This window comes from Xenorhabdus cabanillasii, assembly GCF_003386665.1.
Classification (GTDB): Bacteria; Pseudomonadota; Gammaproteobacteria; order Enterobacterales; family Enterobacteriaceae; genus Xenorhabdus; species Xenorhabdus cabanillasii.
Genome location: NZ_QTUB01000001.1, coordinates 535,418 through 555,903 on the forward strand (window position 1 = coordinate 535,418; position 20,486 = coordinate 555,903).

The 20,486-nt window shown below is 43.4% G+C and carries 21 protein-coding genes and 1 other RNA gene; 9 read left to right on the forward strand and 13 right to left on the reverse strand.

The features are described from left to right. The first annotated feature begins 222 nt into the window (after positions 1-222). The 3 genes from arcB to mtgA all read left to right on the forward strand — a co-directional run bounded on the left by arcB (position 223) and on the right by mtgA (position 4,188). Positions 223-2,574: an aerobic respiration two-component sensor histidine kinase ArcB gene (gene arcB, locus BDD26_RS02655; protein WP_115825466.1), complete on the forward strand. Its 2,352-nt coding sequence runs from the start codon at positions 223-225 to the stop codon at positions 2,572-2,574. 236 nt (positions 2,575-2,810) lie between these two features. Beyond that, positions 2,811-3,464: an isoprenoid biosynthesis glyoxalase ElbB gene (gene elbB, locus BDD26_RS02660; RefSeq protein ID WP_038259587.1), complete on the forward strand. Its 654-nt coding sequence runs from the start codon at positions 2,811-2,813 to the stop codon at positions 3,462-3,464. Between the two features lie 4 nt (positions 3,465-3,468). Continuing rightward, complete coding sequence (gene mtgA, locus BDD26_RS02665) at positions 3,469-4,188, forward strand: monofunctional biosynthetic peptidoglycan transglycosylase (RefSeq protein WP_038259588.1); 720 nt, start codon at positions 3,469-3,471, stop codon at positions 4,186-4,188. A gap of 175 nt (positions 4,189-4,363) precedes the next feature. Here mtgA and dolP read toward each other — a convergent pair whose 3' ends face one another. The 4 genes from dolP to BDD26_RS02685 form a co-directional block, all read right to left on the reverse strand. Then, entirely contained in the window at positions 4,364-4,939 is a 576-nt protein-coding gene (gene dolP, locus BDD26_RS02670; protein ID WP_038259589.1) for a division/outer membrane stress-associated lipid-binding lipoprotein, read from the reverse strand. Positions 4,940-4,950: 11 nt separating this feature from the next. Next, a complete protein-coding gene (gene diaA, locus BDD26_RS02675; protein ID WP_038259590.1) occupies positions 4,951-5,541 on the reverse strand; it encodes a DnaA initiator-associating protein DiaA in 591 nt (196 codons plus the stop codon). A 104-nt stretch (positions 5,542-5,645) separates the two neighbouring features. After that, a complete protein-coding gene (locus BDD26_RS02680) occupies positions 5,646-6,035 on the reverse strand; it encodes a YraN family protein (RefSeq protein ID WP_115825467.1) in 390 nt (129 codons plus the stop codon). A 32-nt stretch (positions 6,036-6,067) separates the two neighbouring features. Beyond that, entirely contained in the window at positions 6,068-7,966 is a 1,899-nt protein-coding gene (locus tag BDD26_RS02685; protein WP_115825468.1) for a penicillin-binding protein activator, read from the reverse strand. 63 nt (positions 7,967-8,029) lie between these two features. Here BDD26_RS02685 and rsmI point away from each other — a divergent pair, with 63 nt between their 5' ends. Both rsmI and rnpB read left to right on the forward strand, forming a co-directional pair. Further along, a complete protein-coding gene (gene rsmI, locus BDD26_RS02690; protein ID WP_038259593.1) occupies positions 8,030-8,902 on the forward strand; it encodes a 16S rRNA (cytidine(1402)-2'-O)-methyltransferase in 873 nt (290 codons plus the stop codon). Between the two features lie 60 nt (positions 8,903-8,962). Beyond that, positions 8,963-9,359: RNase P RNA component class A (gene rnpB, locus BDD26_RS02695), an RNA gene on the forward strand. A gap of 68 nt (positions 9,360-9,427) precedes the next feature. Here the strand turns inward: rnpB and BDD26_RS02700 are convergent. Next, complete coding sequence (locus BDD26_RS02700; protein ID WP_115825469.1) at positions 9,428-10,141, reverse strand: pirin family protein; 714 nt, start codon at positions 10,139-10,141, stop codon at positions 9,428-9,430. Positions 10,142-10,292: 151 nt separating this feature from the next. Between BDD26_RS02700 and BDD26_RS02705 the strand changes: the two genes are divergently transcribed. Continuing rightward, a complete protein-coding gene (locus tag BDD26_RS02705; RefSeq protein ID WP_115825470.1) occupies positions 10,293-11,186 on the forward strand; it encodes a LysR family transcriptional regulator in 894 nt (297 codons plus the stop codon). Between the two features lie 60 nt (positions 11,187-11,246). On the opposite strand, the gene BDD26_RS02710 is transcribed toward BDD26_RS02705, so the two are convergent. From BDD26_RS02710 to BDD26_RS02735, 6 genes are all read right to left on the reverse strand, one after another. Beyond that, positions 11,247-11,642 carry a DoxX family protein gene (locus BDD26_RS02710; protein ID WP_038259596.1) on the reverse strand — a complete coding sequence of 132 codons (396 nt, stop codon included), beginning with the start codon at positions 11,640-11,642 and terminating at the stop codon, positions 11,247-11,249. Positions 11,643-11,818: 176 nt separating this feature from the next. Beyond that, positions 11,819-12,112, reverse strand: a complete 294-nt coding sequence (locus tag BDD26_RS02715; RefSeq protein WP_038259597.1) for a YqjK-like family protein — start codon at positions 12,110-12,112, stop codon at positions 11,819-11,821. Next, positions 12,105-12,503, reverse strand: coding sequence for a phage holin family protein (locus BDD26_RS02720; RefSeq protein ID WP_038259598.1), 399 nt, complete (start codon positions 12,501-12,503; stop codon positions 12,105-12,107). Before BDD26_RS02720 ends, BDD26_RS02715 begins: the two co-directional genes overlap by 8 nt. 1 nt (position 12,504) lies before the next feature. After that, complete coding sequence (locus BDD26_RS02725) at positions 12,505-12,810, reverse strand: ElaB/YgaM/YqjD family protein (protein ID WP_038259599.1); 306 nt, start codon at positions 12,808-12,810, stop codon at positions 12,505-12,507. 507 nt (positions 12,811-13,317) lie between these two features. After that, positions 13,318-13,632 (reverse strand): CcdB family protein, encoded by a 315-nt coding sequence (locus tag BDD26_RS02730; RefSeq protein ID WP_115825471.1) that lies wholly within the window; start codon positions 13,630-13,632, stop codon positions 13,318-13,320. Between the two features lie 2 nt (positions 13,633-13,634). Beyond that, positions 13,635-13,871 carry a type II toxin-antitoxin system CcdA family antitoxin gene (locus BDD26_RS02735; RefSeq protein WP_115825472.1) on the reverse strand — a complete coding sequence of 79 codons (237 nt, stop codon included), beginning with the start codon at positions 13,869-13,871 and terminating at the stop codon, positions 13,635-13,637. Between the two features lie 165 nt (positions 13,872-14,036). Between BDD26_RS02735 and BDD26_RS19345 the strand changes: the two genes are divergently transcribed. Continuing rightward, a complete protein-coding gene (locus tag BDD26_RS19345) occupies positions 14,037-14,399 on the forward strand; it encodes a hypothetical protein (RefSeq protein WP_170140359.1) in 363 nt (120 codons plus the stop codon). A gap of 390 nt (positions 14,400-14,789) precedes the next feature. On the opposite strand, the gene BDD26_RS02745 is transcribed toward BDD26_RS19345, so the two are convergent. Continuing rightward, the gene (locus BDD26_RS02745) at positions 14,790-15,458 is read right to left on the reverse strand and encodes a DedA family protein (RefSeq protein WP_115825474.1); all 669 of its coding nucleotides are present in this window, start codon (positions 15,456-15,458) and stop codon (positions 14,790-14,792) included. Positions 15,459-16,150: 692 nt separating this feature from the next. On the opposite strand from BDD26_RS02745, the gene sstT reads away from it, so the two are divergent. Beyond that, on the forward strand, positions 16,151-17,395 hold the full coding sequence (gene sstT, locus BDD26_RS02750) for a serine/threonine transporter SstT (protein WP_038259604.1): 1,245 nt from the start codon (positions 16,151-16,153) through the stop codon (positions 17,393-17,395). 77 nt (positions 17,396-17,472) lie between these two features. Here the strand turns inward: sstT and BDD26_RS02755 are convergent, their stop codons facing one another. Next, positions 17,473-19,494 carry an NADPH-dependent 2,4-dienoyl-CoA reductase gene (locus tag BDD26_RS02755; RefSeq protein ID WP_115825475.1) on the reverse strand — a complete coding sequence of 674 codons (2,022 nt, stop codon included), beginning with the start codon at positions 19,492-19,494 and terminating at the stop codon, positions 17,473-17,475. Between the two features lie 382 nt (positions 19,495-19,876). On the opposite strand from BDD26_RS02755, the gene BDD26_RS02760 reads away from it, so the two are divergent. Further along, positions 19,877-20,473, forward strand: a complete 597-nt coding sequence (locus BDD26_RS02760) for a GNAT family N-acetyltransferase (RefSeq protein WP_115825476.1) — start codon at positions 19,877-19,879, stop codon at positions 20,471-20,473. Positions 20,474-20,486 lie beyond the last annotated feature (13 nt).

Below are 20,486 nucleotides of genomic sequence, written 5' to 3' on the forward strand. Positions count from 1 at the left end.
TTTCCCATGAATATTATTGGCATGTTATTGTGTATTTTGTGTTCGTTAAGAGTAAATGGTTGATCGATTTTTGTTCTTTTATAAGTAACTAAAATCAGGTTTGATTTATTATTCTGTTTTTTTGATTTTTTATTCTTTTAAGGGATTAAGAACAATATCCCTTAACGAAGTTGGGCTTTATTTAAGTTATGATTCAATCTGGTGATTTTACTTGGAGTTGTTATGAAGCTGATCAGGGGGCTTGCCCAATATTACGTTGATTTAATGATGAAACTGGGATTAGTACGCTTTTCGTTACTATTGGCATCTGTTCTGGTGATCCTGGCAATGGCGATGCAAATGGCAGTGACATTTGTCTTGCATGGGGAAGTACAACGTATCGATTTAATCCGTTCTATCTTTTTTGGTTTATTAATTACGCCGTGGGCGGTTTATTTTCTCTCTATTGTCGTCGAGCAACTTGAAGAGTCCCGCCAACGCTTATCCAGTTTGGTGGCAAAGCTGGAGGAAATGCGTCAGCGTGATGCAATATTGAATCAGCAGCTAAAAGACAATATTACTCAATTAAATCAAGAAATCAGCGAAAGGGAAAAAGCAGAACAAGCTCATCTGGTGTTGCTGGAAAAATTGAAATTAGAAATGGAGTACCGTGAAAAAACACAGATTGAATTTGAACAGCAATCGGTTCTGTTGCGTTCATTCCTTGATGCTTCACCTGATCTGGTTTATTACCGCAATGAAGATAATGAGTTTTCTGGCTGTAACCGTGCGATGGAACTGCTGACAGGCAAAAGCGAAAAGCAGCTGATTGGTCTGACACCGGTAGAGGTTTACGACAAAGAGATCGCCAGCAAAGTGATGGAAACAGATGAAAAAGTCTTTCGTCATAACGTCTCGCTGACTTATGAACAATGGCTGGTTTATCCTGATGGACGCAAGGCCTGTTTTGAGCTGAGAAAAGTTCCTTTTTATGATCGTATTGGTAGACGTCATGGCCTGATGGGATTCGGACGCGATATAACGGAGCATAAGCGCTATCAGGACGCGTTGGAGAGTGCCAGCAGGGATAAGACTACCTTTATCTCTACGATTAGCCATGAGCTTCGTACGCCTTTAAATGGCATTGTCGGTTTAAGTCGTATCCTGCTGGATACTAATCTGACACCAGAACAGTGCAACTATCTGAAAACAATCCACGTCAGTGCGATAACTCTGGGTAATATCTTTAATGATATTATTGAGTTAGATAAAATTGAGCGCCGTAAGATCCAACTTGATACTCAGCCGATTGATTTTACCGGCTTTATGGCTGATTTGGAGAATTTGTCCGGATTGTTGGCACAACCAAAAGGAATTCGGTTTGTTTTAGAGCCAGAATTGCCATTACCTGCCAAAGTATTGGCTGATGGTACTCGCCTGCGTCAAATTCTATGGAATTTAATTGGCAATGCCGTGAAATTTACCCAGAAAGGTGAAATCAGAGTGCGTATCTGGTGTGAAAAAGAAGATCGCCTGCTGTTTGAAGTCACTGATTCCGGTATTGGTATCCCTTCTGATGAACTAGAAAAAATCTTCGCTATGTATTATCAGGTGAGAGACAGCGCTGGCGGACGTCCGGCAACGGGGACAGGGATCGGCCTTGCTGTATCCAAACGGCTTGCACAAGCTATGGGAGGTGATATTACGGTTAAGAGTACAGTAGGGGAAGGATCTTGTTTTACCTTGTCTGTGATTGCCCCTGCGATTGATGAAAACGCTGCGGGAGGGGAAGAAGAAGATTCACTGCCATTACCCGCACTGAATATCCTGTTAGTTGAAGATATTGAGCTGAATGTCATTGTTGCCCGTTCTGTTCTGGAAAGACTCGGTAATAGTGTAGATGTCGCCATGAATGGTCGTGATGCTCTGGATATGTTTGATCCCGATGAATATGACTTGGTGCTGCTTGATATCCAGTTACCGGATATGACTGGATGGGATATTGCTCGTGAGTTGCATAAACGTTACCAGAATCACACTCTCCCTCCACTGATCGCTCTGACTGCCAATGTTTTGAAAGACAAAAAAGAATATCTTGAGGCAGGTATGGACGAAGTTCTTAATAAGCCTCTTTCTGTTAAGGAACTGACTGCCGTAATGGAAAAATTCTGGGGTAAACCGGCTGAATCTGCACCTCTGTTACCAGAGGCAATTAACTTGAAAAAGGGTGAAGAATTCCTTGATGAACTCCTTGATTTAGAGATGCTCAATCAGTACATCGATTTAGTCGGTCCGAAGATGATTGCTGATAATCTGACCATCTTTGAAAATATGATGCCAAACTACCTTGCTTTACTGGAATCGAATATGACAGCAAAGGATCAAAAAGGCATTACGGAAGAGGCTCATAAAATCAAGGGGGCTGCCGGTTCTGTCGGATTACGTCATTTACAACAATTAGCACAGCAGATCCAATCACCGGATTTACCAGCCTGGTGGGATAACGTGCAAGAGTGGGCAGATGAGCTGAGTCAGGAATGGAAACATGATACGGAAACATTGAGAAACTGGCTGGCGAGCGCTACAAAAAAATAACCCCAACCGAAGTTGGGGTGCGCGAATACTGCGCCAACACCAGGGAAACTTGTTTGCCCGCTTATCTAAGATTTATTTTAGGCGCGAGCAATTAAAGAATTCTTCCACACAAAGTACAAGTACCAACATAGCAAAGATAAGATTTTTTGTTACAAGATTCATTAAAATCTGTGATGAAGATTGGTGTTTAACCCTCTAAGGGGTTAAGCATTAATCTACTACAAATGGAGAGGAATATGAAATCTGTTGCAGTTATATTAAGTGGATGTGGGGTCTATGACGGTAGTGAAATCCACGAATCAGTTTTAACTATGCTCTCTTTGAGTCGTTTGGGAGCTGAAGTATCTTTTTTTTCGCCTGATGAGTCACAACATCATGTAATTAATCATCTTAATGGAGAAGAAAAACAAGAAATTCGTCACATAATGGAAGAGTCAGCCCGTATAACAAGAGGTAATATTCAGCCATTATCTGAGGTTGATGTTAATACTTTGGATGCACTGATTGTTCCCGGCGGTTTTGGCGCAGCTAAAAATTTATGTAATTTCGCATTTAAAGGATCTGATTGTGAAATAAATAATGATTTTTTAAGTGTTGTGCGAAATATGCACCAAAGAGGCAAGCCAATGGGTTTTATGTGTATTGCACCTGTTATGGTTCCCAAAATATTAGATAAACCGATAAAAGTCACTGTAGGTAATGATCCCGAAACGGTAGCACAGATAGAAAAAATGGGAGGGGTTCATATAGAGTGTCCGGTTGATGGCATTGTTATTGATTTTGAAAATAAAATTGTAACAACGCCAGCTTATATGCTTGCTCAATCTTTATCTGAGGCTGAAATTGGGATAGACAAATTGGTCAGAAAAATATTGGAAATGATTGAGTAATAGGATGAAAAATCCTTTTTCAATATTATGGCACTGGTTGAAAAAAATTGTGTGTATGATCACTTTTTTGTGGTTTGTTGCTGTAATCACATTTTCATTTCTGCCGGTGCCGTTTTCTATGGTGATGCTGGAGAAGCAAATCAGTGCGTTAGTGTCAATTAATTTATCTTATGTTTCTCGCTCTGCCTGGGTAGCTCAAGAGCAAATTTCACCTTATATGGCATTAGCCGTGATTGCTGCCGAGGATCAACGGTTTCCGCAACACTGGGGGTTTGATTTTCCAGCGATAGCAATGGCAGTAGAACATAACAAAAAGTATCGGAAGCGAATACGTGGTGCTTCCACCATAACTCAGCAAACCGCTAAGAACCTCTTTCTGTGGGAAGGACGTAGTTGGGTGAGGAAAGGGCTGGAGACGGGAATGACGGTTGTGCTGGAGCTACTGTGGTCAAAGAAACGCATTTTAACAGTCTATCTCAATATTGCTGAATTTGGTGAGGGTATTTTTGGTGTGGAAGAAGCTGCTCAACACTATTTCGGCAAACCAGCCAGTCGATTGACAGCTTCTGAGGCCGCTCTTTTGGCGGCAGTGTTACCTAATCCTCTCCGCTATAGGGTTGATGCACCTTCTGCTTATGTGTTGCAACGTCAGCGATGGATCTTACGGCAAATGCAGTTATTAGGGGGACAGAGTTATCTAAAAACAAATAAATTGAGTAAATAATTTGAAATGCGGTGCTCAGGAAACAGTAGAAAAACCCAAACAAAGCAGCACTTTTTTGTGCCGCTTTGTTTGTAATAGTTTATTTGGCAGAGTTTGTTGGAAAAAAATTAACCGTGACGTTTTACTGTTGATACCGTGATTTGTATCGTGCTAATCGCTACTTTCAATATCAAATCTAATCAAGATAAATGAATGCAGTGGTTACACGTTTAACCCCGTCAGTTTCACTGGCAATCTTCGCGGCATCAGCCCCTTCCTGCCTGGTAACAATGCCGAACAAAAAGACTTCGCCATTCTCAGTCACAATTTTAATATTTGATGACTTCACCGCATCACTGGCCAGAATTTTCGAACGTACTTTCGTCGTCAGCCAGGTATCTAAAGATGCAGTACTGAGTGCAACAGGATTACCTTGTCTGATTTCGTTGTAAACTACACTAACCCCTTCGACTTTTGATGCTATCTGCTTGGCCCGATCCGCCAGCTGCATGTCTGGGCTCTGGCCGGTTAATAACACTTTTCCATCATAAACTGTGGTAACGATACGAGCCCGGGACTTAATTTGTGGGTCTTTGCTGATGTCATTACTGATACGAGCTTCTAAAGTGGTATCGTCAACTTGTTGCCCGACTGTACGGGGATCGGTGCCTGCTTTGGTTGCAATAGCAGCAGAGCCGATGATGGCAGCACCAATACATCCCTGTAATAACATTGCACTACAAAATACCAATAATAGAGAAAATAACCGCATTATTTGGCTCCTTAGTCATCCTGATGAGGGAATAACGTATTGTCGATTAAGTCACACAGACAGTTAATTGTCAGTATGTGCACTTCCTGAATTCTGACACTGTGATGGGAAGGGATGCGGATTTCTACATCTTGTGGCCCCAACAACCCTGCCAGTTCACCGCCATCAAAACCCGTCAATGCAACAATAGTCATATCACGGGTGACAGCGGCTTCTACTGCTTTGATAATCGCCCGATTGTTTCCATGTGTAGAGATAGCCAGCAGAACATCTCCGGTCTGCCCCAGTGCTCTGACTTGTTTTGCGTAGATCTCTTCTGGCTGTTTACTGCCGGCGATGGCAGTGATCACCACATTATCAGCATTCAGCGACAACGCTGGCAGACTTGGTCGCTCTGTCTCAAATCGGTTTATCATACTGGCTGCAAAACGTTGTGCTGTTGCGGCAGAGCCGCCGTTGCCACAGCACAGGATCTTGTTGCCATTCAGCAGTGACTGAACCATCATCATTGCGGCGCGGGATATCGCGTCGGGTAATGCCTCTGCTGCTGCGATTTGTGTTTGAATACTTTCGGTAAAGCAGACTTTAATTCTATCCAGCACGTTATGACCTATATATTTCTATTTTATTGATCGAATAAGTATACCCTTCATCTTTCGAGTTGCCTCTCACCGGAGGCCACTCGAAATCTATTGGGGGAAAACATTCAGAACCTATCAGATAGGTTTTCATTTAAATTGAAAGCATCCTTCAACCATACAAATTTCTGACCGGTAATTGCACAAACATCAAAGCGGCAGGCCGCAGTCTCAATACATTCATCACGCTGGTAAAGCCAGAACGAGGCGGTGCGCAATATCTTTCTGCGCTTGCTTTGGGTAATTGTAGTAACGGCATCACCGTATTGTGCATTTTGGCGGAAACGGACTTCGACAAAGACCCATGTTTGTTTATCACGCATGATCAGATCAATCTCCCCGCCACGAATTTTCACATTCTCTGCGACAAAGACAAGACCTTGTTTCTGCAAAAACTGTTTAACTTGCTGTTCATAATGGCATCCCTGCGCATAGCGATTATTTTTGGTTTTTTTCATCCTGAAATTACCGGTCAAAAGGAAAAAGTAATTTATTGTACCGACTGTATGGCAATATTTTTGTTTGTATTCTGAACAGAAACACTGTCTGCGGTACTGTTAATCGTGCTGTCAGTATTATCAGCGGGGTTATTTGCTGTCATACGGCTCTCAACCATAATGCGTCCATTATTAAATTGCATCCACGGTAGCTGACGGGATATTGTACAACCCTCTGTGATGGAAAGCTCTCCGGATGCTCCATTCATATTGAACCCGATACCTTGTTGTAACTGAGCAAAATGATTGGCTAATGACCAGGCATCGATTCCCATCGCGTAAAGTCGCATAAGAGAATAATCATTACCAAATTTATTTGCGGCCTGTTTCATCAAGGGAATATTTGTTCCCGTCAATAACGGAACATCGCTAAATTGCATACCATCCATTTCCAGACGAAAATCTGGCCCGGCATCTGCTTTATTGCTACGTGAATTGGCATAAAGAGCGGGTTTTTTACGAGAACTGATTGCCATATCAATCATTGGCTTGATCAGCGCTAATTCATCCGTTGTCGCAACGATGTAAACCGCATCAATTTGCTCACCGGAAGTGCTGGTAACAGCAACAGATAAGTTCTTATTAGCTTGTGGCTCGTCAATAGCAGGAGTAGAAGTACTGACAGAAATGGGTGTGCCGGATAAACGAATCCCAACACCACGGTTCATGGATTGTCTCATCTCTGTTGTTGTTCCGAAGGATTGCTGTAATGCGTTGGAACCGCCTAATTTCTGCCATTCGGCTGCAAAGGCTTTTGCCACTCGATCACCCAATACAGTACGCGGTACTAACACCAATGGATTATGTTTCTGTTGATGCCAGATATGCAAAGCAGCACTTTTAGCCTCATCTTCCGGTGACAGGGAGAAATAACAGATATTGGAATGAGGTTGTAATATGTCTGGTTTATTAAGAGCCAGAATCTCTAATGGTGTATTGATCTGGGCCAATTGCTCAACCTGAGGTTTCAGCAATGGGCCGACTACCAGTGTGACGCCATCCTGTTCAGCTTGTGCCAACAGATTAGCCAGAGGCTGGCTGCTGGTATCATAGATTTTCACGGGATGATCATTGACAGGGACCGGACTGATCGTAAATTGTGCTACTGTACTGGTATCGCCGGAATTATTTTCAGGGTTTTCGGTATCAGCATTTGCCATATCTGTTCCTGCTACAGCTCTGATAGTATCACCCGTTGTTGTATTATTTGTATTTCCGATATCGGAAGCTCTGGTATTAACGGAATTAACATTGGCAGAATCATTTGCACTCACAGGTAGTTCGGGTTGTGGCAAGCCTTTTTGTGCATCAAGGAAGCCCTGGCGGATTGCCTCCCCAAATGCTTTTGCCTGGCCACTCAGAGGCAGAAATAGCCCTATACTGGCCTGACGATCTGTGGGGGTAAACAGTATTTGTTGCAGGGCAGCAGGTAAACTCCGGGCAGCGGGGTTATCCGGATAGCGAATTTGCCAGTCACGAATGGCAGAACGTAGTTTATCCTGATCCTGCTTATTGGTCTGATAAGCATTTAGCAGATCCAGCCACCCCTGAAGCGTATATTCATTGGCATTAATTACCAGTTCGCTCAGTTGTTGTGAAGTCAGATGCGTCAGTACCTGCCATGTATCATCAATGTTTTTCTGACGTGCAGTTTCATTTACTGCATGTGGCTCCAGCGCAATATAAGCACGGATGACATCCAGAGAAGGATGGTTATCAGCAGCATCAATAATAGCCTGATAGCGGTTAATCTCTGCGCTGATCTTGTCTTGTGGCCCAGAAGGTGGTTGCCCTTGCGGTTTAGGCGTGGTACACCCTGCAATAATCATAGTCGTCAGCAGTGCTGAGCAGACTAAACCAGTTTTGAAACGCACAAAAATTGAGGGAAGCATACTGTATCCAGTGATGTTTTTTTCAAAGATGCTCAATTTTAAATCGGTCATTCGGATGAAACAATGAATCAACCCAATCGAGCAGTGATTACGACATCTACGCTGTATGTTGTGCCAACCCCTATTGGAAATCTGGGGGATATCACTCAGCGTGCACTTGAAGTTCTTAAACATGTCGATCTGATTGCAGCCGAAGATACGCGACACACTGGCTTATTGCTTCAGCATTTTGCCATTAATGCGCGCATGTTCGCACTTCATGATCATAATGAACAGCAGAAAGCAGATCAATTAATTGCGAAATTGCAGCAAGGTCTGAGTATTGCACTTGTCTCTGATGCCGGAACACCGTTGATCAACGATCCGGGGTATCACGTTGTCCGTCGCTGCCGTGAAGCGGGTATTAATGTTGTCCCATTGCCGGGGCCTTGTGCAGCAATTACAGCATTGTCTGCCGCAGGGCTGCCTTCTGATCGTTTTTGCTACGAAGGTTTTTTGCCAGCGAAAAGTAAAGGACGCCGGGATGTATTACGCGATTTGGCGCAGGAGCCGCGGACATTGATCTTCTATGAGTCCACACATCGCTTGTTGGACAGTTTAGAAGATATTGTCACAGTATGGGGGGCGGATCGTTATGTGATATTAGCGCGGGAGCTGACAAAAACATGGGAATCTATTCAGGGAATGTCAGCTGGAGAGTTACTGGCATGGGTCAGGGAAGATGAAACCCGCCGGCGGGGAGAAATGGTGCTGATTGTTGAAGGATATCGCAAACCAGCAGATGATAGTCTCCCTCCAGAAGCCTTGCGGACACTGGCATTACTGCAAAAAGAGCTACCGCTGAAAAAGGCTGCGGCACTGGCGGCAGACATTCATGGCGTGAAGAAAAATGCCTTATACCGTTATGCTCTTGAGCAAACCGAAGAAGGTTCATGAAAATAGCGGGAACATGAAAACCCCTATACATCAGGTGATAAACCCTTTATAATCCGCGCCGGAGTTGGCTAGACAGTCGCTGCTTTACTCTTTCTTTCGGGAGCCTCTTTCGGAAGAAAGTAGTAAAGGAGAGGAAAGTCCGGGCTCCACAGGGCAGGGTGCCAGATAACGTCTGGGAGGTGAAAGCCTACGACCAGTGCAACAGAGAGCAAACCGCCGATGGCTCAGTTTTGTAAGAAACTGAGATCAGGTAAGGGTGAAAGGGTGCGGTAAGAGCGCACCGCGCGGCTGGTAACAGTCCGTGGCACGGTAAACTCCACCCGGAGCAAGACCAAATAGAGGTTCACATGGTACGGCCCGTATCGAACCCGGGTAGGTTGCTTGAGCCAGCGCGTAAGTTCTGGCCTAGATGAATGATTGTCCACGACAGAACCCGGCTTATCGGCCGACTCCACAGATTCAGCCCTATAGAGCATCCGCTTTATAGGGCTTATTCATTTCAGCAGATATATTCAGGCAGAAATACTAACTTCCCAAATCGATTAGCAAGCCCTGAAATGAAGAGATTGCCCGCAGGCGCAGTTGTGGCTCGTCTTGAATAAATATCCCATCCCCACATTTGATATTCACATTAAACTGGTTGTTGATATAGCTCTGAGCATGAATCTCAACATTACCACTGACAGATTGCAGATAAGCGCGTTTCCCTTGCAAAGATATTGTCCGGGTATCATTAGCTTGCAGCATAAGAGAGCTTATCCAGGCTGATTGGCGCAGGCACATACTGTTTTTTTCGGCTGTGGGTGAGGCCAACAAAGTCAAGGGTTGATCAGATAACACTCTACGTTGTACAGACTGTGGTGCCTGGTGAGAATTGGCATTAAGCCAGAGTTGTAAGCGGTTCAGCGGTACTTTATCACTGATATTGTGCTCGCTGTAGCGCAGATCCTGACGGGTGGAGAATAGCAGACACTCTCCTTGACGGGCCTGATTATAATTTCCGGCACTGTCACGGTACTCGGCCTCTCCTTGCAGGATAATATTCAGGATATCGACATGAGGATAAGCCTTTGGCTTGAATTCTGCTTTTGGAGCAAGGATCTCCTGATTAAGTACCCGAAGTGCTCCATAGTTCAAAAAATTTGGGTCAAAATAGTGGCCGAATGAAAAAGTATAACGGGCTTTCAACCAACCATAATCGGCTTTCCCGCATTGATTTGCTGTTCTGGTTATTATCATGACGACTATCTCTTTGCCATACGTCTGCCATATATTTATTTGTTATATATCTATTGCACTTGATCTTAATTATCTGGACGTTGAAATGTTAGCCAGTTAATCTGTTCTCTACATTCAAATTTACTGATTGAGAAATATATGGGTAAATAACATGGGGAAAGAACGAGCGCTTACACTGGAATCTTTGCGGGTGATGGATGCGATAGACCGGAGAGGAAGTTTTGCCGCAGCAGCGGATGAATTGGGGCGGGTGCCTTCTGCATTAAGTTATACTATGCAGAAACTGGAAGAAGAGCTGGATGTGGTGTTGTTTGACCGCTCCGGACATCGTACAAAGTTTACCAATGTCGGCAGAATGTTGCTTGATCGGGGCAGGCTATTGCTTGAAGTGGCGGACAAACTTACGGCAGATGCACAAGCGCTTGCCCGTGGTTGGGAAACTCATCTGATTATTGTCTGTGAAGCGCTGTTTCCCGTTGCGTCATTATTTCCTCTTGTGGACAGGCTGGCAAATAAAGCGAATACTCAGCTTTCATTAATGACCGAAGTGTTGGCTGGTGCCTGGGAACGGCTGGAAACGGGCCATGCAGACATTGTGATTGCACCAGATATTCATTTCAGGGCATCTGCGGAAACCAATTCACGAACACTTTATTCCATCAAGAACGTCTATGTTGCCAGTGTGGATCATCCTATTCACCTTGAACCGGAACCGTTATCTGATGCCACACGGGTTAAGTACCGAGGGATAGCCGTGGCTGATACAGCAAGGGAGCGTCCGGTACTGACAGTTCAACTTTTGGATAAGCAATCACGCTTAACGGTCAGTTCACTGGAAGATAAACGACGGGCTTTATTGGCAGGGTTGGGGGTTGCAACGATGCCATATACAATGGTGGAGAACGATATTGCAGAAGGGCGTCTGCGGGTCATTGGTTCGGAATATACTCATGAAACCAACATTATTATGGCATGGCGGCGTGACAGGATGGGGGAAGCTAAAGCCTGGTGTCTGCGGGAAATCCCCAAATTATTTATGAAATAAATAAGCGGAAAGCCCCTTGCAGGTAAACAGGCAAGGGGCTTTTTTTGTAATAGCAGGCAATTACCAGTTCTTATTCAGTACACGGTCAATACTGAATTTGCCTGGCCCTGTCATTGCCAGCATGAGATAACCAGCACCGATAGCGAAATTCTTCAGGAACATAGTCTGGTTCATGCCATCTGAAAAATCATTGTGGAACAGAATTGCAGTCAGAATACAGAAAATAAAAGTAAACACTGCTGTAGTACGGGTCAGTAGTCCTGACAACACCGCAATTCCGCCACCGAGTTCAAGTAAGATAGTGAGTGGCAGTAGAATTCCAGGGACCTTCATTGCCTCCATGAATTCCTGCGTTCCTGCGTAAGCACTCCCTAATTTTCCATAACCTGCAATAATAAACAGAACTGACATTAAAATACGCGCCACTAATAAGCCACTATCTTCAAATTTTTTCATCAACATCTCCAGGTATGTGTTCTAAAAGCACAATTAGCTAATATTTTCTTGATGGAGAGTATTCTAAAGAGAGGTATTACAGGTTGATAGTAAGGAATATTAACAATTTAGTGCAATTTTTTTGAAGAAATAACCCAATGTACATAAAGGGATTTGAAGAAGAACAATAAAAATGATTAACGCCTGTTCAATATATTGCGTAGGGTATTGATGTGCGCCCAAATGCTAATCAGACGACGTGACCAGTGATAAAGTTTTCTGGGATGACGAATACCATAGAGCAGTAATATACCACTACCAATAGCAAGATAAGGTTTGAAAGAGAGTAGCGTCTGCCAGCCACGATCGTAAGAACGGGTGATGGTAAGCCAATGCTGGCCATAAGCTGAGAGAGATTGTCGTTGCTGCTGAATTTCTTGTAATAATGCTTGTTTTTTCCGTTCTCGCTGCTGACGCCGTGATTTATTCATGGTCATTCTCCAACATCTTGCGATCTATCCTGAGTTGCTCACGGGTTGCATTAAGAAAAGTCAGCTGGCGGGATTTCCTGATAGTCCAAATTGTGCCAAATACGGCGAGAAGTAGCAGAGTTCCTGCGGCAATGGCTATGACTGTAGCCTGATAGGCCGGATCGACAGCCAGAAAGACCAGTATCAACAGACATATTATGCCAAAGGCTGCAAATAACAGCGTGAACCCTGCCAGCAACAATAATTGTACCAGTGTGGCTGCACCCTCTTCCAACTCAACGGCTGCAAGCTGAATGCGAGTCTCAACCATACCGGCAACCAGAGTTACCACTCGTCGTAAGGTATTAAATATTCCTTTTCCTGGACCTTGTGAATGGGATGATTGGGTCATTTCAGCGTCTTGCCAGTAATACGCCCAATACGATACCCACGGCGGCGCCGATACCTACGCTAGTCCAGGGGTTGTCACGGACATAACTGTCTGCACAGCCTGCTATTTCTTTTGTCTGATCTGCTAGTTTATCACTGGCATCACTAAGAGCTGTGCGGGCATCTTTCACCATTTTTTCTGCTTTGCTACGTAATTTTTCTAACTCAGCTTTGGACTTATCCTCGGAGCTGTTTAGAACTTCTTCCAGCGTATCCGCAAGGGATTGCAATTCAGCACGTAATTCTTCAGAGTTTTTCATCTGTGGCATAGAACTCTCCTTACTATATTTACAACGGATATCTACAACGGATGAACTTCTACCTTAGACGCTTTTATAGGGAGTTTAAAGTCGAAATGGTGAAAAATTACCACACGATGCGACAGATTTATCCTAAATTTTAGCCGATTTTTCTGTAGGCATTTTTTGTAAGGGAGAGTACAAGGGATAGTGCAGTACTTCAACGTTGAATTCGTGTTTGCGATTATATGAGGTTTGTGTTTTTTGTTGTCCCAATGTCAAATCTTGTTGGTTTTATGCTGAATTTTTTAATGTTATTCTCTTTATTGCAGGATATCACTTTTTAGCGTCCGAAAATCAAAACATTATTGGAGTTTTGTGCCCATTCTCTCAGAATGTTTATTGTACAAAATCAAATTATGGGTTTGAAGTCACCTGTACAGAAAACTCCCTTTAGGAAAATAAACGCTTTAAATATCTATTTATTAGATTTTATTTTTCGGGTTAAAAAATCGGGGATAAATATAGGAAGTTGTTTTAAATACCATCAAGGAGAAAATCTATTGCGGCTTTAACCTCGTTGCGATAATGAGACGCCTCGCAAAATTCTGCCCCCAAAGCATTAACAGGTATACTTGCTAGCTCGTGAGTCATTACCGCATATTCTTTGTCATCTATCAGCCTGATAAGAGGGATCATTCTAATCGGACGACTACTGCCAGGATATTTTTCAACAGGCAGTAACGGAATAATAATTCTGCGGTTTAACTGCCCGATAATGTCGTTAGTTACGTCTAGCAATAGAGGATAAATAGTGGTTCTGCCCGTATTACGGTAAACTGTGAATTGCATAGTTAAAATGTCCGGTATTCATCACTGAAACAGCCATGTTCGTCATGGAAACGGTTTAACGCCTCCAGAGCTTCCATATTTTCTGCCCTCCATTTCCGCGCTTCATGAAGGCGTAATTCGGCATCAAGGGCAGCAGTCAGTGTTGCGCTAAAGTTGATACCTGCTTCACGTGCCCTGTTAAGTAAGCCACGTTCTACAGTCATAGTGACGCTCTGTGTATTGCGTTGTTTTGCTGTCATGATTTCTATCCATCCGCCAAGATTTACGTGTAATGTACACGTAAATATGCACGGTTTCTAGTATTGGAAGTCGAGTCACAGTTTTTGTCTAATCCTTTATGCTCTCTCACGAATTACTTTGTTAAACAAAATCTGGGAGCATACCTATTACGTAATGACATTTATTTGAGGTTCAGGAATCCTCTGTTCAATTCATTATTTGGTCGTATTCTTTCCAGAAAATTTGGTATTACTCAACCAAAGGAACGCCGTATTTTCAAAATGACTATAAACATTAATTCTGACATTTCCGATAAATGCCCATGGCAAACACGCATTGATTATCTATCCCAAAAGATCTTTGCGTTGCAGCAACGTTTGAGATATATGGAGCTGAGTCGGTTTATCGTGTTTATTAGTCTGCTCGGGCTGGTTTATCACTTATGGCAACAATCAGAGCGGGAGTTGTATCTATGGCTAACGGTAACTGGTGGTGTGTCGTTATTTGTTGCTTTAGTCTTCTTGCATCATCATATGCAGGAACAATGACAAAACTATCGCACACTGATCATACTTAATAAAGAAAGCTTAGAACGTATTAATCGGAATTTCTCAGCACTGGCACTGTGCCCGGTACATGTTGCTGGTCATTTCAGTGAACAGGATCGTGCACTCAACATCGTTTGATGTTAGTTAATGGCCGATGTGTGGGGGTTATTGCAGCCTACGATCGCAGTGAAATTAAGCGGTTAAATTGGGGAACATTGAACTCTATTTTTTCATTTTACCCTTTCCCCCAAGCCATCAAGTGCATGTATAGATTACTGTACCCCTAACGGCTTTCGCTTTGATAGTCATTTATGGATGGTACTCAAACTACAATAATCTGCCACCCTGTAACATCGTTATCTACAATGCTACAGAGAATAATGGAGAGAATTATTGGGCTGAATTATTTGTGCGTTTCTTACGCCAGATGAACGTCAGGCTGCCAATTAAGCCAATAAGTAACAGAGCTACGGGTAATAACACCAGAAAATTCATAAGGTATTGTTCGTACTGGCGGAACAAGGGGCTTTTACCGAGAGCATAGCCCAGAGTTGTCAGGATAATTACCCATAAGAAACCACTTAGCCAGTTGAACATCTGAAAACGTGCGTTGTTCAATCCTGCAAGACCTGCCAATGTAGGCAGTAATGTTCTGACAAACGCAAGAAAACGACCAATTAGCAGGGCTGATAGCCCATGACGGTGGAACAGGTTATGGGCGCGTTGATGATAATGTGAAGGAAGATGTGACAGCCAGCCCCGGACTAATTGGGTATTACCAAGCCACCTTCCCTGAAGGTAACCTACCCAACAGCCGAGGCTTGCACCGGCAGTAAGGATGACTAACGTGGCAGGAAACGACATTGCATCTTGGGCGATCAGGACACCAACCAATATGAGTAAGCTGTCACCTGGCAAAAATGCTGCGGGTAACACGCCATTTTCCAGGAACAGGATTGTGAAGAGCAGGAGGTAGATTGCCCATACCAATGACGGGTTAGCGAGTGTTTCATAATCTTGGTGCCAAAGTGCATAAATGAGGTCTGTTACAATTTCCATCAAGTGTTCCTAAAACGCGGGTTAAGGATTACATCTTACTTTTATGGTGTATTTGTGGTGTATTTATGGTGTATTTCTATTATATAACAATAAAATACAAAGCATTATATTAAGATTGTCAATAAAGTGCCTTTGTACGCCTTTCAAAAGGCATTAATAAGTGACAGCGACACTCTAACAAAATCATCAGTAGTGAAACAGAAAATTTTGGTGATCAATTGAACATTAATACGGGGAAGAAAATAAAATCGTCCAGATATATCAATTGATTAATTGTTTTATCAGGTTTTAACAAAACCGCACTATTTACTTATTTACTCTTCCATCTGCCTGAATTTCCGATTTTTCCAGATACAAAATCCATCATTTGTTGGTTGATCAAGAAATTAATCCGTCAATAATATTGGAGATAATGCAGATCACAGTTATTGTCTCAAAAACCAATTATTCATTTAACCATTTGAATTAAAATAAAACTTTAGTTTTTTGTTTTTCTCTGTATTTCGTCAATATCTGATCAAACAGTGAATCTGTCGCTTTGATCACACAAATGTGACTATTTTGTTATCAATTGTTGAGCTGATTGTATATTTTCACTAATTACTCTTTTTAGTTCTCTGTACTTTTCTATACTGGAAAAGCAAATACAAAAACAACAGGCTTATTAAATCTAAATATCAAATGGATAGATTATGGAAAAACAACAAAAAGGCTTTGTACAATATATTGTACAAGGGAGCCTCGTTACACAAATTATTATCGGATTAGTTGCAGGGGTATTACTGGCATGGGCAGTGCCTTCTGCCGCACAATCAGTCAGTCTATTGGGAACACTCTTTGTTGGTGCTTTGAAAGCTGTCGCACCAGTTCTGGTGTGGGTTCTGGTTATGTCTTCTATTGCAAACCATAAAAAGGGCCAGAAAACCAATATCCGACCGATTTTGATTCTCTATATTGCCGGAACTTTCTTCTCAGCAGTGGTAGCTGTTATCGGCAGCATACTGTTTCCATCGACATTAATTCTGGTGACTAATGATGCCCAGATGTCACCACCGGAAAATATTGTTGAAGTGCTAAGAGGAGTGTTGCTCAATGTCGTTGCTAACCCAATTGACGCGATATTGAAAGGTAATTATGTTGGTATCCTGGCATGGTCGATTGGTCTGGGTATCGCGTTACGCCATGCAAAGGAATCAACTAGATCAATGGTGCAGGATCTGGCCGAAGCCGTGACTCTGGTTGTTCGTGTTGTTATTCGTCTGGCTCCTCTTGGGATTTTCGGTCTGGTTGCCTCCACTATCGCCACAACAGGATTTGAAACGTTGTTTGGCTATGCACAACTGTTGGTTGTACTACTGGGGTGTATGATTGTTGTTGCACTGGTTGTTAACCCATTGATTGTCTACTGGAAAATACGCCGTAACCCTTATCCTTTAGTTTTTGCCTGCTTACGTGAAAGTGGAGTAACTGCATTCTTTACCCGTAGTTCAGCAGCTAATATTCCGGTTAATATGGCAATGTGCCGTCGTATGAATCTGGATGAGGATACCTATTCTGTCTCAATCCCTTTGGGAGCAACGATCAATATGGGGGGAGCTGCTGTTACCATTACCGTATTGACGCTGGCAGCGGTAAATACCCTGGGCATAACTGTTGATATCCCAATGGCAATACTGTTAAGTGTAGTCTCAGCAATTGCAGCATGTGGCGCATCAGGTGTGGCGGGTGGATCACTATTGTTGATCCCGTTGGCATGTAGCATGTTCGGTATCTCCAATGAGATTGCTATGCAGGTTGTGGCAGTAGGTTTGATTATTGGTGTATTGCAGGATTCGGCTGAAACGGGACTGAATTCTTCAACAGACGTACTCTTTACGGCTGCGGTGTGTCAGGCAGAAGATGCAAGACAAACATCGGAACAATTAGCACGGCGCTAATCAGTTGCAGAAATAAAACGGTGATAATGAATCGCTCGTTTGTTATCACCGTTCCTCTATTAGCCTTTTATTTTTTACTAAATCTTAATTGCCAGTCGAGTTCCCTGATCAATTGCCCTGCGGGCATCCAGTTCGGCGGCGACATCGGCTCCGCCAATCAAATGTACGTTTTTACCCGTTGCTTGCAGAGGTTGATAAAGTTCTTTCAATGGTTCTTGACCTGCACAGATAATTACATTATCCACCTCAAGGCATTGTTGCTCACCATCGTGCAGGATATGCAGCCCTTGATCATCAATTTTCAGGTATTGCACACTGTTCAACATAGTGACCCCCCGCATCAGTAAGCTGGCCCGGTGAACCCAACCAGTAGTTTTACCCAAACCTTCCCCGACTTTGGAGTCTTTGCGCTGCAACAGATAGATTTTTCGTGGTGAGGGTTCCATGTGCGCGCCTTCTGGCTGTAATCCACCACGATGGGAAAGAGTCTGATCGATTCCCCATTCTTGGCTGAATGCGTGGCTGCTCAGGCTGCTGCTCTGTCCGCTTTGGCCCAGATATTCCGCCGTATCAAAGCCAATACCACCAGCACCGATAATGGCAACGCATGGGCCAACATCGCGTTTATGCTTTAATACATCCAGATAAGTCAGCACTTTTTCATGATCAATACCATTAATGTTTGGTGTCCGTGGCGTGATACCTGTGGCAATGACCACTTCTTCAAACGAAGCAAGCTGGTCTGCCGTTGCGGTATGATTCAGTCTTACTTCAACACCATTCAGCGCCAATTGACGCTCGAAGTAGCGCAGTGTTTCATGGAATTCTTCTTTGCCGGGAATTTGTTTGGCAATATTAAACTGCCCGCCAATTTTATTTTCTCGTTCAAATAAGGTGACATGGTGCCCGCGACTGGCAGCAGTGACCGCGAAGGATAACCCAGCCGGCCCGGCACCAATCACTGCGATAGTTTTGGGTTGCTTCACCGGTTCGACGATAAGTTCTGTTTCATGGCAGGCGCGTGGATTCACCAGACATGACGTCAGTTTCCCGACAAATATTCTGTCCAGACACGCCTGATTACAGCCAATACAAGTGTTGATTTCATCTGCGCGGTTCTGTTCGGCTTTTAACATAAACTCAGCATCTGCCAGGAAAGGGCGAGCCATAGAAACCATATCTGCGCAGCCCTCACTAAGGATTTGCTCCGCAACAAGGGGATCATTGATGCGATTCGTTGTGACCAAGGGAATACTGACTTTTCCCATCAACTTTTTGGTTACCCAACTAAATCCGGCTCTGGGCACCATTGTGGCGATTGTCGGAATACGGGCTTCATGCCAACCGATACCGGTATTGATGATGGAAGCACCTGCTTGTTCAATCTCCAGTGCTAATTGTTCGACTTCCTGCCAACTGGAGCCATCTTCCACTAAATCCAGCATAGAAAGGCGATAGATAATAATGAACTGTTTTCCGACAATAGCGCGTACTGCTTTGACAATTTCCACGGCAAAGCGCATACGGTTTTCAAAACTTCCTCCCCATTTATCCTGACGATGATTAGTACGGGCAACCAGAAACTGATTGATGAGGTAGCCTTCTGAACCCATGATCTCAACACCATCATAACCGGCCTGTTGTGCGAGTTGAGCGCAGTGGGCAAAGTCCCTGATAGTCTGTTGGATATCCTCTTCGGACATTTCTTTAGGCATAAAGGGGTTAATTGGTGCCTGAATAGCTGAAGGGGCAACGAGGTTTTTCTGGTAGCTATAACGCCCGGTATGCAAGATTTGCAGGGCAATCTTACCGCCAGCCTGGTGTACTGACTCTGTAATGATCCTATGATGAGGTAAAGCATCATCACTATTTAGAATGCTTGCTCCTGCTGCAACAACGCCCTGTGGATTGGGGGAAATACCGCCTGTAACAATCAATGCCACACCAGCAGCAGCCCGCTCTGCATAGAATTGTGCCAATCGCCTGGCTCCATCAGGATGTTCTTCAAGTCCTGTATGCATTGAACCCATCAAGACACGGTTTTTTAAGGTAGTAAAGCCTAAATCCAGCGGGGTAAACAGATGAGGGTAATTGCTCATTACATTCTCCATCGAATAATTTGGCGACTCATACAGTATTATTGTTTTCAATATGACTTAGCTATTAGCTAAGTGGTCGGATGAGATTGGTATCAAATTTAGATGGTTCCAGCCCGATTGGAATCACTTTGTTAATTGATTGTGACAGGTATCATGAAATCACCTATACCCAACAGATTTGAAGATACAGTCAATAAAGTCGTAACTTGAAAAACGAAGGTCATATCAACAAAAAATATTTCGTTGTAACTTATTAGTTATTTAAGATAAGGATAATTTTCTCAACTATTCTGCACTGAATGGAGAATAGTTTTTCTATAAGAGACCAGTAATACAAAGGTAGTTGTATATAAGATTAGAAATAAATAAGGACAGTAACACGATGCAAAACATAACCGAATGGGTCACTCTGACCGGAAAACATGTCACGTTAGTACCTTTAACGCAGGAGCGACACGATGAATTCGCGCGTGCCATTGAAGATGGGCAATTACATCAATTGTGGTATGCCAATGTACCAGCTCCGGATGGGGTACAAACAGAAATTGAGCGTCGTTTAGCTCTTCATGCACAGGGAAAGATGTTGCCTTTTACCGTTATTGATAATCAAAGGAATGTGGCAATTGGAATGACGACCTATATGAATATCGATGCCAATCTTCCCAGACTGGAGATTGGCTCGACATGGTATGCAAAATCAGTCCAGCGTACGCCTGTTAATACGGAAGCAAAATTCCTGTTACTGGAGTATGCGTTTGAAAAAATGGATTGTGTTGCTGTGGAATTTAGAACCCACTTCTTGAATCACCAGAGTCGCAGGGCAATTGAGCGTTTGGGCGCAAAATTGGATGGTGTTCTGCGTTGCCATTTACGAACAAGGGATGGTTCAATGCGGGATACTTGCGTATATAGCATTCTTCGTAGCGAGTGGCCTGCCATAAAAAACCATCTTATCTGGCTAATGGCGAAGCCTCGCTAAGCATCACATCAGG